Genomic DNA, 12,548 nt, shown 5'->3' with positions numbered 1-12,548 from the left:
GTGTCGCTTGCCCCTCACCCTAGCCCTCTCCCCGCAGGCGGGGCGAGGGGACCGGGAGTTCGCGGCTGGTGTCCTTCTCCCCGTCTTTACGGGGAGAAGGTGGCGGCAGCCGGATGAGGGGCTGCCTCAAACAATTTACTTTCCGTCGCCCACCATGGAAGCCACCACGGTTGCGGCGATCTTGAGGCGCTGGCGCACGACAGAACGGCCGAGGATGGCCATCGAGTCGAACAGCGGCAGCGAACGCGACGAACCGGACATGGCGATGAAAAGCGGCGGGGTGACGACGCGCAGCTTCTTTTCGAGCTTGTCGGCCACGGCGCGGAGTTCCGCGTCGATCGCCTCGACATTCCACTCGATCATCTTTTCGATATCGGCCTGGACCGTGTTGATGATTTCGAGCGTTTCCGCCGGCGAGGTCTTGAGGCCCGCAAACGAGGCCGGCGTCAGGCCGACATCGGCGGCGAGCAGGAAGCCGGCAAGGTTCGGCAGGTCGCCCAGCTTCGAGACGCGGCTCTGCGAGTGTTTAAGACCCTCGGTGAGGCGCTGGTTTTCCATCGCCCATTCCAGCGTGCGGGAGATGAATTCTTCCGGCGACAGCTTTTCGCGCAGCCAGCGGCCGTTCAGCCAGTCCAGCTTCTGCAGATCGAAGATCGCACCGGCTTTGGACAGCGCTTCCGGATCGAACTTGCCGATCAGCTCGTCCATGGTGAGCAGTTCTTCGCCCTCGGCGATCTGTACGAAGAACAGGCCGAGGAAGTTCATCAGGGCTTCCGGCAGGTAGCCGAGCGCCGAATAATAGCTGATCGAGGTCGGGTTCTTGCGCTTCGACAGCTTCGACTTGTCCGCATTGCGCATCAGCGAGAGGTGCATGAATACAGGCGCTTCCCAGCCGAAATACCGGTAGAGAAGAATGTGCTTCGGCACCGAGGCCAGCCACTCTTCGCCGCGCGCGACATGAGTGATCTTCATCAGATGGTCGTCGATGACGTTTGCCATGTGGTAGGTCGGCATGCCGTCGCCCTTGATCAGGACCTGCATGTCAACCGAATCCCACGGGATCGACACGTCGCCGTAAACGCCGTCGGTGAAATCGCACGAGCCTTCGGTCGGGATCTTCATGCGCACGACAGAGCTTTCGCCGGCTTCCATGCGCGACGTGACTTCCTCGGCGGAATAGCTCAGGCAGAGACCGTCATATTTCGGCGGCTTGCCGGCGGCGCGCTGGCCTTCGCGCATCTGCTCCAGCCGCTCGGGCGTGCAGAAGCAGCGGAAGGCATGGCCCTTGTCGAGCAGGTCCTGCGCGAAAGGCTGGTACATGTCCTTGCGGTCGGACTGGCGGTAAGGGCCGTAAGGGCCGCCGACATCCGGGCCTTCCGCCCAGGTCAGGCCGGTCCATTTCAGCGCGTCCAGAACCTTCTGCTCGAATTCGAGCGTCGAGCGGGTGGCATCCGTATCCTCGATGCGCAGGATGAACTCGCCACCGTGCTTCTTGGCGAAGAGGTAGTTGAAGAGCGCGATATAGGCAGTGCCGACATGCGGCTCGCCGGTTGGCGAGGGAGCGATGCGGACGCGGGGTGTCGGATGGATCATGGATGCTGCTCGATCTCTTGCGCGCACCAATCCGGTATGATTTGGGCGCAAAGCCTGCTTTAGAATGAGGGTTTGCGCAGGCTTAGGCCATATTCAGGCGGAAGCGTCAAGAAATTTAGGGCAGCAACCCTAGTGGGCCGTTTCCGGGGGTCATTTTACCGGCCAAATATAGAGCAGCCCCGGCACGCTGACGAGGATGATCAGCAGCGACAGAGGCAGGCCAAGGCGCGGATAATCGGAGAATTTGTAGCCGCCCGGACCGAAGACCAGCGTGTTGCACTGGTGGCCGACGGGGGTCAAAAAGTCCGAGCCGGCACCGACGGCGACGGCCATCAGAAAAGCCTCGGGCTTGAAGCCCAGATTGGTGGCGAAGCTGGCGGCGATCGGCGCCATGACGAGCACGGTTGCGGCATTGTTGAGGAAGGGCGTGACGGCCATGGCGGTGATCAGGATCATTGCCAGCGCACCCCAGGCGGGCAGGCTTGCGGCGACATGGCCGAGCCAGCCGGCAATCAGCTCGCTGCCGCCGGTGGTGCGAAGCGAATCCGAGACCGGGATCAGGGCTGCCAGCATGACGAGGATCGGGCCGTCGACGGATTTGTAAAAGTCCGTGAGCGGGATTGCCCTGAAAACGACCATGCCAAGTGCGGCGGCGAAAAAGGCGACCGGCACCGGCGCAAGGCCGACCGCTGTTGCTGCCATGGCGAGCGCCAGGATGATCAGCGGAATGAAGGCGCGCCGGCGGGTGCCGAGAAGGACTTCACGCTGGGCGAGCGGCAGGAGCGAAAAATCCTGCAGCACGGAGGGCAGGTTCTTGCGGCTGCCCTGCAGCACTAGCACGTCGCCGGCCATCAGGGTCAGGCTGCCGAGGCGTTGGGTCAGGCGTTCACCATGGCGGCTGATGGCGAGCAGGTTGATGCCGCGGGTATAGGACAGCGCCAGTTCCTTGGCAGACAAACCTTTCAGCAGCGAATCTTGGCCGATGATCGCCTCGACGGAGATGACGTCCGTCTGGTTCTGGCCATTTTCCTTCAGCGGTTTTCCGGAAAGCTGCAGCTTGCCACCGGAGACGATGCGGTCGAGCGCCTTGGATGGGCCTTCGAGCATGACGACATCGCCATCGCGCAAAAGCAGGTCGGGGAAGGGCGACATGCGCCTTGCGCCGCGCAGCACGGCGGTCGAGATCACCTCGCCATCGCCGAGTTTCAAAAGTTCGCTGATCGGCTTGTCGAGCAAGGTCGACTGGTCGGTGATCGAGACTTCGGATGTATAATTCTTGATCTCGACGGCTTCCTCGATCGAATTCATTTCCTTCGTCCGGCTCGGCACCAGCCAGTGGAAGAACAGAAGGAAGGTGATGCCGACGACGGTGAGGATCGCACCCATCGGGGTGAAGTCGAACATGGTGAAAGGCGTTCCGGTCATTTCGCCGCGCAGGCGGGACACGACGATATTGGGCGAAGTACCGATCTGCGTCATCAGCCCGCCAAGCAGGGCGGCAAAGGACATCGGCATCAGGTACTTTGACGGCGAGGCGCCGGATTTCTTGGCGAACTGGAAGGCGACCGGCATCATGATTGCCAGCGCGCCGATATTCTTGATGAAGGCCGACAGAAGCGCGACGACGATCATCAAAAGCGCCAGCTGCGTATGCAGGGTCGTCAGGTTGGGAAAGAACTTCTTGATGGCCGTATCGACGATCCCTGACCGAGCGACGCCGGCCGAAACGACCAGCGCACTGCCGACGATGATGACGATATCGTCCGAAAAGCCGGAAAAGGCCTTGTCGACCGGCACGACACCGAGCGCGACCGCCAGAACCAGCGCACAACAGGCAACGACATCATAACGGAACCTGTCCCAGATGAAGACCGCCATCATGAGGGCGATGACGGAGAAGGCGAGGATCTGCTGAGTTGTCATGCGGCTCCAAGGGGATGGAGTTGAGGGATGCGGGCGGAGAATACGGTCGGCGGGGCGCTGACCGGCAGGATTCCAGTTCAGCGCTGCTGATAATGCCCGAGACGCGACTTCGTTTCAAACACCGATGCCGCGAATGCCGATTTGGATGAAAGTCCGACCATTTGGACAATCATATCGAGAAATTCGAACATCCGATGCCGTCATGGTTTTTCAAGTTAAAGTTGATTGTCATAATCATGAAATCGGCGTAGGCCGCCTACCGGGAGGATTTCTGACGCAAGGGATGACATTCATGAAAGCGATCGCCTTATCAGTCCTCGCCCTCCTGGCCGGCACGGCTGGCGCCATGGCAACCGATTATCCGCTGACCCTGACGGATGTCGCGGGACATACGGTCACCATCGAGAAAAAGCCCGAGCGCATCATTCTCCAGGACGGCCGCGACATGCTGACCATGGCGCTGCTCGATCGCGATAATCCCTACAAACGCGTCGTCGGCTGGTCTTCCAATTTCGTCAAGTCGGATCCCGGTAGCGCCAAGCTGATGGATCAGGCCTTTGGCAAGGCGCCGCCTGTCATGAGCCTTTCGGAAGATGGCGAGGTCGATCTCGAAGCCATCATCGCCGCCAAGCCGGACATCGTCGTCGCGCAGCTGCGTGCGCAGAAGGCCTTTCAACAGGGTGGCGTCGAAGACAAGCTGAAGAGCGTCGGCATTGCCGTCGTTTATCTCGACCTGATGGAAAAGCCGGTTGAGGGCGCGCTGAAGAGCGTCGAAGTTCTCGGCAAGGCGATCGACCGCGAGAAGGAAGCCGCGGAATACATCTCCTTCTATACCAAGCATCTCGACCACCTCAACGAAGTGATCGCCAAGCAGACGAGCCATCCGAACGTCTTTGTCGAAGCGAAGGCCGGCAACAAGGGTGACGGTTGCTGCTTCACCCATGGCGATACCGGCTTCGGCAAGCTGGTCGCGGCCTTGAAGGGCAACAATCTCGGCACAAAGCTGCTGCCGGGCCAGACAGGCAATGTTTCGCTCGAAACGCTGCTCTCCAGCAACCCGCCGGATGTCTACATCATGTCCGGTTCGCAATGGACCAATCCGGAAAACGCTGCCGTACCGTTCGGCTACAATGTCACGCCGCAGCAGGTTTCCGCGGCACTCGGCAAGCTCGAGCAGCGCGATGGTTTCCCGGCGATGAAGGCTGTGCAGGATGGCCGCGTCTACGGCATCTATCACCAGTTCTACAACCATCCCTACAATATTGTCGGGTTGGAATATTTCGCGACCTTCATGTATCCGGACGCCTTCAAGGACCTGAAGCCGGCCGAAACCTATGCGACGCTCATCAAGGATTTCACGAAAATCCCGGATGCGCCGGTCGTTCTGGGCGCCAGCGCGCCGGTCAGCCAGTAATCCGCATCGGAGCATAATATGACGATCGCCGAAGATCGTCCGTCAGCGCTGCTGGCGGACGCGGAAACGGCCTATCATGGCAAGATCCGCCTCAAGATCGGGATATTGGTCGCTCTCGCCGTGGCGCTTTGCGCCGCGGCAGTGATCGATATCTGCCTGGGTTCGGCCAATCTTGCGCCGGGTGACGTCTTGGCGGCGATTTTTGATCCGCAAAGCGTCAGCCGTGGCACGAAGGCGATCGTCGTCGATGTGCGTCTTCCCTATTCGCTGATGGCGCTGCTGGTCGGGGCGGCGCTGTCGCTTTCGGGGGCCGAGATGCAGACCATTCTCGACAATCCGCTAGCAAGCCCGTTCACGCTCGGCGTTTCCTCGGCAGCCTCCTTTGGCGCGGCGCTGGCGATCGTGCTGCAGCTCGGCATTCCGGGCGTGCCGGCCGAATGGTTCATTCCGGCCAATGCCTTCGTCTTTGCCTTCGGTTCGGTCCTTCTGCTGCAGCTCCTGTCCGGTCTGCGCGGGGCAGGCGTCGAGACGCTGGTTCTGTTCGGCATTGCGCTTGTCTTCATCTTTAATGCACTGGTCGCGATCATGCAGTTCATCGCGTCTGCGGAAGCGCTGCAGCAGCTCGTATTCTGGAGCATGGGCAGTCTCACCCGCTCCAACTGGACGAAGCTGCAGATCATGTCCGTCATCATGTGCTGCGTCATTCCGTTTTCGCTCGCGGCCTCGTGGAAGCTGACGGCCTTGCGGCTTGGCGAGGACCGTGCCCGGTCGTTCGGTATCGACGTCACCCGGCTGCGCTTCTTCTCGCTGCTCAGGGTCAGCATTCTGGCCGCGACCTCGGTTTCCTTTGTCGGCACGATCGGTTTCATCGGTCTGGTCGGGCCGCATATCGCCCGCATGCTGGTGGGTGAGGATCATCGCTTCTTCCTGCCGGGCAGCATGCTCTGTGGCGCCCTTGTCATGGCGCTCGCCTCGGCCGCCAGCAAGATGATCGTGCCGGGCGTGCTAATGCCGGTCGGCATCGTCACCTCGCTGATCGGTGTTCCCTTCTTCCTCGCGCTGATCTTCACCAAAAAGGGGAGGGCGTGATGCTGTCGGTTTCAAAACTGTCGGCTGGTTACGGCAAGAAAGCGGTGCTGACCGATATCGACATTCTAGCCATGCAGCCGGGCACGATCACCGCGTTTCTCGGCCAGAATGGTGCGGGAAAATCGACATTGCTGCGATCGCTTGCAGGTCTGCACCGGGCGAGCGGCACGCTTTCGTTTTCCGGCGAGGATATCAGCCACCATTCGCCGGCGCAGCGTGCGCGCGCCATCACCTATATGCCGCAATCCCTGCCGCAGCGTGTGGCGCTGACCGTGCTTGAGGCGACGATCGGCGCATTGCGGGCCTCCTCGCGTGATCCGGATGCGGTAAAACGCTCGCTTGCCGTGCTTGAACGGCTCGGCATCGAGAAGCTGGCCATGGCGCAGCTGGATTCGCTCTCCGGCGGCCAGCGACAGCTGGCGAGCCTTGCCCAGGCGCTGGTGCGCAAGCCGCGGGTTCTGCTTCTCGACGAGCCGACCTCGGCACTCGATGTCGCGCATCAGATCAGGGTCATGCGGACGATCCGGGAGATTACCGAGGAACAGCAGATCATCGCGATTGCCGTCCTCCACGATCTTGGTCTTGCCTGCCGCTGGTGCGACAGGCTGGTCATGCTGGCCGGTGGCCGTGTCGTTTCGGATGGCGAGCCGCAGGTGGCGCTGACGCCATCCGTGCTCAATCAGGTCTATGGCGTGACGGGGCGGATCGAGCGCTGTTCGCGCGGTCGTATTCAGGTGCTGATCGACGAAGTCGCCTGAACCATTCAGGCTCTGGACAATGGATGCGCGGGGAATAGAGTGCCGCGCATTGCAGTCTTCAGGAGCTTTCCATGACCGATATTCTCGACATCCCCGTCAAGCTTGCCGACGGGCGCGAAACCTCGCTTGCCGAATACAAGGGCAAGGTCATGCTGGTGGTGAATGTCGCCTCCAAATGCGGGCTCACCAAGCAGTATGAGGGTCTTGAAAAGCTCTACGAAGACAAGCAGGGCGATGGGCTGGTGATCGCGGCCTTTCCGGCCAACAATTTCAAGGGCCAGGAGCCCGGTTCCGACGCCGAGATCGTCGAATTCTGCCAGCTTACCTATGACGTGAAATTCCCGATCTTTTCAAAAGTTTCGGTGAAGGGCGAGGACAAGCATCCGCTCTACAAGGGTCTGACCGGCTCCGGCGTGCCGACCACCGGCGACGGCCCGATGAAGGAACGCCTGCGCGGTTTCGGCATGGAGGTCGCCGATGATGCGGAGATCGTCTGGAATTTCGAAAAGTTCCTGATCGGCCGCGACGGCGAGATCAAGGCCCGGTTCGCACCGGATGTGACCGCTGACGATAGCCGGCTTGTCGGTGCCGTTGAAAAGGAACTGGCGAAAGGCTGAGTTTTCGGGCGGGCCGCGCTCTATCAATAAGGAGCGCCGGTCCGCCATTCCCATTCCGGATTGATATGTACAGTTTGACTGTATATGTTGTGCCTGTCGCGCACCGCTTAGGTGCGCCTTGAATTCGGAAGGGAAGGCCATGACGCTGGCAGAAAACAAGGACGTTGTTCGCCGCTTCAATCAGGACGTCATCCAGAATGGCGATGCGGAAGTCTTCGCGGCGCTGATGGCGGGTGATTTCGTCAATCACGCCGCTCCGCCTTCTGCCCTAAAAGGGCCGGAGGGCATGTGGAATACGTTTCAGAACATTCTGCGCCCGGCTTTGTCCGATCTGACCGTGACCATTCATGACCAGGTGGCGGAAGGCGACAAGGTTGTGACCCGCAAGACGATTTCGGGCGTCCACACCGGAACTTTCATGGGGATTGCCGCGACAGGCAGAACCGTCGAGATCGACGTTATCGACATCATTCGCGTGCGGGATGGGCAATATGTCGAGCATTGGGGTGTGAACACGCTGGTGGCCGTGCTCGCCTCGCTTCGGCAGGGATGATTTTCGGCCGGTACCGGGTTTCAGGCGCCGGCTTCACCAAGCTTGGCCAGAATGCCGATCGACTGGCGCAGGACCTGCCGCTCCTCTTCGGTCAATTCGCTCTCCAGCGCCGTCGCAATCCAGTCGACACGGGCGCCGCGGCTTGAAGACAGCGCCTCTTTTCCCTTCGGTGTAATCGACACAAGCTGGCTGCGACGGTCCTGCGGATCGGCCAGTCGCTCCACGAGGCCGTCACCCTCGAGCTGGGCGACGACGAGGCGCATGCTCTGGTGTTTGACATTGCGGGTCTGCGCCATGCCGGCGACGCTGAGCGGGCCGTTGCGATCGAGAAGGCCGAGGGTTTCGGATTGGGCCGAGGTCGGCGTGCCGGCGCCGGTGCGGACATTGCGCACGAAACGGCCAATGACATCGCGCAGGCTTTCCGCTAGTTCGATTGTGTCATTCGCAAAAGTCGGCTGGATCTGTTGTTTGGTCACTCGAAATCCTTGATCAGGCCGCTTCAGTTATACGGATTTCGATCTGCAGGCCCGCCGCAACAAGCATGTTGACGAGCGTATCCAGCGCAAAGAGATTGATCTTGCCGCGCAGGAGATCGGATATGCGAGGCTGCGTCACGCCGAGCTGGCTTGCCGCTTCCGACTGCGTCCAGCCCTTGGCGCGGATATGCTGATCCAGCGCCATCATCAGCTTTGAGCGAAGCTTCATGTTTTCCGCGTCGGCAGGATTGGCTTCAATCGCTTCCCAGACGCTGGAATAGGTTTTGCTGCTCATAGGTCCAGTTCCTTCAAGAGCTCGTTATATCGCCTGGCAGCCAATTCCAGGTCGGTCCTGCCCGTCTTCTGGGACTTTTTCTGAAAGCAGTGAAGGACATGGACTGCGTCCGCGAACCTTGCGATGTAGATCACTCGAAATGCGCCGGCCTCATCCCTCAGCCTGATTTCTTCGACACCTTTGCCAATCGATGGCATCGGCTTCCAGTTGGTCGGCTTCTGCTCGTTCTGAAGCCTGTCGAGCTGGTAGCCGGCCTCCCGCCTTGCCGTTTCGGGAAAGGCACGCAGATCATCCAATGCGCGACCCCGAAAGCTGAGCGGTTTGATGTCGCGATTATACGAAATTTTGTATAGTTATTGCAAGCTGCGCATCACCAGGCGGAAGCGATCGGATCGAGGCTGGAAATCAATCCGGTTTCGTCTTGGCGTTCCGTAGACTTCTTGGGGATGGGCATACTATTCCCGTGTTCTTATCAAGGTCCTCAAGGCTTCAACATGCCCCTCAACCGCCTGACCATTTACGCAAAAGACGTCGAGGAAACGGCGCGGTTCTACACGACCTATTTCGACTTCGACGTGCTGCGGCTGCCGGGCGATCGTATCGTCGAACTGGTCAGCCGGGACGGCGGTGCGAATATCATGCTGCACCCTGCGGGCAAGGCGCAAAAGATGGGGCAGGTACTGGTCAAGCTTGTCTTCGATATCGAGGATGTCGAGGCATTCTGTGCTGATGCCGCAGAGAAGGGCCTGCAGTTCGGGCCGATCCACAAGGCCGATGGTTATGTCTTTGCCAATGCAAAAGACCCGAACCTGAACCCGATTTCGGTTTCAAGCCGGGCCTTTCGCGAAAAGGCTTAAGTGCTGAAGTTTAGTGCAGCGTCTGGCTGCCGGACTTTTTCTTCTTTCGGTTCCGCACCACCATGTTGAGCACCTCGACACTCGCCGAGAAGGCCATGGCGGCGTAGATATAACCCTTCGGCACATGCACGCCAAAACCTTCGACGATCAGCGTGCCGCCGATCATCAGCAGGAAAGCGAGCGCCAGCATGACGATGGTCGGATTGCGCTCGATGAAATTGGCAAGCGGCGTTGCGGCCAGAAGCATGACCGTGACGGCCGCGATGACGGCGACGATCATGATCGGCAGGTGCGGGGTCATGCCGACGGCGGTGATGATGCTGTCGATCGAGAAGACCAGGTCGAGAATGAGGATCTGGCCGATCGCCGAGGCGAAGCTCATCTTCACCACATCCTTGCCGGCGCCGACCATGTCTTCCTTGTGGTCGTCGACATCGACGGAATGGTGGATTTCCTTGGTCGCCTTGTAGACGAGGAACAGGCCACCGGCGATAAGGATCAGGTCCTTCCACGAGAAGGGATGACCAAAAGCCTCGAAGATCGGGTTGGTGAGCTGGACGATCCAGGCGACGGTGCCGAGCAGGCCGAGACGCATGATCAGCGCAAGGCCGATACCGATCTTGCGGGCGCGTTCACGATGCTCTGGTGGAAGCTTGTTCGTCAGGATGGAGATGAAGATCAGGTTGTCGATGCCAAGCACCACTTCCATGACCACAAGTGTAACGAGCGCTACCCAGGCCGCCGGGTCTGTTACAAGCGCCGCAATATCCATCCATCTCTCCTGTTTTCAATCCAAAGGGGCAATTTCGGCCCGCATGTAAGGATCATCGAAGGGAAGACAAGAGAAGGTTGCAGGGAAAGCGGCTGGAATCAGGCGTGCTCTTTCGCTTTTTCGATCACGGATACGTCATGTCTGCCATAGGCGGCCATGAAAACGCGGATGGCGCCATTGATGACGCGGTCGATCTCTTCGCGCGGCGGCGGGGTTTCCATCGTGCCGAAAAGGCGCAGCTTGAAGAAGCTGCCGCTGACCAGGTCGAGAAACTGGCCGACCGCAAGTTCAAGATCGTCGGTAATGAGCCTGCCTTCCGCCACATGCGTTTCAAGGAAGCCATGCAGGACGGTGCGCAGGTTCTGCGGCCCGGCGAAGAAGTGGCGACACAGGCCGGGCATGCGTTCGCGCACGCCAAGCACGATGCGCATGGCCGTCACCACCTTCTCATCCGTCATATGGGTGAGGAAGGTGACGCCGAAGGCATAAAGGCCTTCCCTGATATCCTGATGGCCGGCCAGAACCGAGCGGACCGAGGCGAGAAACGCTGCGCGCTCGCTTTCCACCATGGCGATGAAAAGGTCTTCCTTGTTTTCGAAATAGACGTAGATCGTGCCCTTGGAGACGCCGGCCTCACGGGTAATGTCGTTCATGCTGGCGGCATCAAAGCCCATCTTCATGAAGACGCGTTTGGCACCTTCCAGAATCTGTTCGCGCTTGGCCGGATCGGAGCCTGCTGCAAAGCGTCCGCTCGCCCCAGCGTCCCTGTCGGAGACGTCCTTTCGGGCCGCCTCCTTGGCGGCAGGGACTATTAGCGAAGCCTCTTTTAACGATTTCGGCATGATAATATTACGTTCCGATTTTTTTCGAACCGATCGGTTCGATCTGCACTTGATATGTGACATGGAACCCTCTATGTCAACGCCATCGAACTGAACGGTTCGATCAAACATGCCTCTTTTGATGGTTATAATAAGATGACGGCCTCCCAGAATGCGGGCGCCTTGCGCGCAGTGAGCGATAAAGACGCCAATCTCGCTGAAAACGAAGCGCGCAAGACCGCGCCTGCGACAGATCAGCCCGCTGCTGCCGCCCCGCCGCCCGCCGCCCAGCCGGCAGCCGAGCCGAAAAAGAAAAAGCGCGGCGTGGTTCTGCCGATCGTCGTGCTCGCCCTTCTCGCCGGTGGTGCCTGGTATGGTTACGAATGGTGGACGACCGGCCGTTTCATGGTTTCCACCGATGACGCCTATATCGAAGGCGATATCGCAACGATCTCGCCGAAGGTGACCGCTTTCGTTTCGAAGGTGAATGTCGTCGCCAACCAGCAGGTCAAGGCCGGCGACGTGCTCGTCACGCTCGACAATGGCGATTACCAGAACGCGCTCGACCAGGCGAATGCGGCCATCGACACCGAAAAGCTGTCGCTCAGCCGTATCGACGCACAGGTTGATGGCGCGAAGGCAAGTCTTGCTCAGGCGCAGGCCTCCAAGGTCGCGCTCGAGGCTTCGGTGCGCGGTGCCGAGATCACCCAGAAGCGGCAGCAGGAACTTGCTGCCAAGTCTGTCGGCACCGCTGCCGATCTCGATAGCGCCAATGTCGCGCTCGATCAGGCCAAGGCCAATCTTGTCGGCGGCGACGCTGCGATCAAGTCGGCCGAAGCCAATATCACCATCCTCGAAGCGCAGCGCAAGGAAGCGGAAGGCCAGGTCCGGACGCTCGAACTGCAGCGCGACAAGGCTGCCCGCGACCTGTCCTTCACCGTGCTGAAGGCACCTTATGACGGTATCGTCGGCAATCGTTCGGTACAGGAAGGCGATCTCGTTTCGCCCGGTCAGCGGCTGATGGCGCTGGTGCCGAGCCGCGAACTCTATATCGACGCCAATTTCAAGGAAACCCAGATCCAGCATCTGGTTCCGGGCTCGAAGGTCAAGGTGCATGTCGACGCCTATAGCGACGATCCGATCATCGGCACCGTGCAGTCGATCGCGCCGGCTTCCGGTGCCGTGTTCTCGCTGCTGCCGCCTGAAAATGCGACGGGCAACTTCACCAAGATCATCCAGCGCGTGCCGGTTCGCATCGCGCTGCCGAAGGACGCCCTCGATACCGGCCGCCTGCGCGCGGGCCTGAGTGTCGTCGTCGACGTCGATACCCGCACGGCGCCGTCCAACTAACGGCGCCGGGCATCAGCCCATTCTTGATAA

The 12,548-nt window shown here is 60.1% G+C and carries 14 protein-coding genes; 7 read left to right on the top strand and 7 right to left on the bottom strand.

Translation table 11 applies throughout. The annotated features are described in order from the left end of the window. Positions 1–135 precede the first annotated feature (135 nt). Both gltX and FHW37_RS20005 read right to left on the bottom strand, forming a co-directional pair. Positions 136–1,593, bottom strand: a complete 1,458-nt coding sequence (gene gltX, locus FHW37_RS20010) for a glutamate--tRNA ligase (RefSeq protein ID WP_145639625.1) — start codon at positions 1,591–1,593, stop codon at positions 136–138. Positions 1,594–1,743: 150 nt separating this feature from the next. Next, positions 1,744–3,516 (bottom strand): SLC13 family permease, encoded by a 1,773-nt coding sequence (locus tag FHW37_RS20005; protein ID WP_145639624.1) that lies wholly within the window; start codon positions 3,514–3,516, stop codon positions 1,744–1,746. A 292-nt stretch (positions 3,517–3,808) separates the two neighbouring features. Here FHW37_RS20005 and FHW37_RS20000 point away from each other — a divergent pair, with 292 nt between their 5' ends. From FHW37_RS20000 to FHW37_RS19980, 5 genes are all read left to right on the top strand, one after another. Next, the gene (locus FHW37_RS20000; protein ID WP_145639622.1) at positions 3,809–4,930 is read left to right on the top strand and encodes an ABC transporter substrate-binding protein; all 1,122 of its coding nucleotides are present in this window, start codon (positions 3,809–3,811) and stop codon (positions 4,928–4,930) included. A 24-nt stretch (positions 4,931–4,954) separates the two neighbouring features. Then, positions 4,955–6,019, top strand: coding sequence for a FecCD family ABC transporter permease (locus tag FHW37_RS19995; protein WP_432442885.1), 1,065 nt, complete (start codon positions 4,955–4,957; stop codon positions 6,017–6,019). After that, positions 6,019–6,777 carry an ABC transporter ATP-binding protein gene (locus FHW37_RS19990; RefSeq protein WP_145639619.1) on the top strand — a complete coding sequence of 253 codons (759 nt, stop codon included), beginning with the start codon at positions 6,019–6,021 and terminating at the stop codon, positions 6,775–6,777. The genes FHW37_RS19995 and FHW37_RS19990 overlap by 1 nt, the downstream gene beginning before the upstream one ends. Positions 6,778–6,848: 71 nt before the next feature. Beyond that, complete coding sequence (locus tag FHW37_RS19985) at positions 6,849–7,394, top strand: glutathione peroxidase (protein ID WP_145639618.1); 546 nt, start codon at positions 6,849–6,851, stop codon at positions 7,392–7,394. Between the two features lie 139 nt (positions 7,395–7,533). After that, positions 7,534–7,947 carry an ester cyclase gene (locus FHW37_RS19980; RefSeq protein WP_145639616.1) on the top strand — a complete coding sequence of 138 codons (414 nt, stop codon included), beginning with the start codon at positions 7,534–7,536 and terminating at the stop codon, positions 7,945–7,947. Between the two features lie 20 nt (positions 7,948–7,967). Here FHW37_RS19980 and FHW37_RS19975 read toward each other — a convergent pair whose 3' ends face one another. Genes FHW37_RS19975 through FHW37_RS19965 form a run of 3 tightly spaced genes read right to left on the bottom strand, consistent with a single transcriptional unit; the run spans position 7,968 to position 9,044 of the window. Beyond that, a complete protein-coding gene (locus FHW37_RS19975) occupies positions 7,968–8,423 on the bottom strand; it encodes a MarR family winged helix-turn-helix transcriptional regulator (RefSeq protein WP_210249309.1) in 456 nt (151 codons plus the stop codon). A gap of 13 nt (positions 8,424–8,436) precedes the next feature. Further along, a complete protein-coding gene (locus tag FHW37_RS19970) occupies positions 8,437–8,718 on the bottom strand; it encodes a helix-turn-helix domain-containing protein (protein ID WP_145639614.1) in 282 nt (93 codons plus the stop codon). After that, positions 8,715–9,044: a type II toxin-antitoxin system RelE/ParE family toxin gene (locus FHW37_RS19965; protein ID WP_210249312.1), complete on the bottom strand. Its 330-nt coding sequence runs from the start codon at positions 9,042–9,044 to the stop codon at positions 8,715–8,717. Before FHW37_RS19965 ends, FHW37_RS19970 begins: the two co-directional genes overlap by 4 nt. A 168-nt stretch (positions 9,045–9,212) precedes the next feature. Between FHW37_RS19965 and FHW37_RS19960 the strand changes: the two genes are divergently transcribed. Then, entirely contained in the window at positions 9,213–9,575 is a 363-nt protein-coding gene (locus tag FHW37_RS19960; protein WP_145639611.1) for a VOC family protein, read from the top strand. A gap of 10 nt (positions 9,576–9,585) precedes the next feature. On the opposite strand, the gene FHW37_RS19955 is transcribed toward FHW37_RS19960, so the two are convergent. Then, entirely contained in the window at positions 9,586–10,347 is a 762-nt protein-coding gene (locus FHW37_RS19955) for a TerC family protein (protein WP_145639610.1), read from the bottom strand. A gap of 98 nt (positions 10,348–10,445) precedes the next feature. Then, positions 10,446–11,159: a TetR/AcrR family transcriptional regulator gene (locus FHW37_RS19950; protein ID WP_432442884.1), complete on the bottom strand. Its 714-nt coding sequence runs from the start codon at positions 11,157–11,159 to the stop codon at positions 10,446–10,448. 165 nt (positions 11,160–11,324) lie between these two features. Between FHW37_RS19950 and FHW37_RS19945 the strand changes: the two genes are divergently transcribed. Continuing rightward, on the top strand, positions 11,325–12,518 hold the full coding sequence (locus FHW37_RS19945) for an HlyD family secretion protein (protein ID WP_145639606.1): 1,194 nt from the start codon (positions 11,325–11,327) through the stop codon (positions 12,516–12,518). Positions 12,519–12,548: the final 30 nt, after the last annotated feature.

Source organism: Neorhizobium alkalisoli (assembly GCF_007829835.1).
Classification (GTDB): domain Bacteria; phylum Pseudomonadota; class Alphaproteobacteria; order Rhizobiales; family Rhizobiaceae; genus Neorhizobium.
The sequence above is the reverse complement of the archived record's forward strand: the minus strand, read 5'-3'. Positions and strand labels throughout refer to the sequence as shown.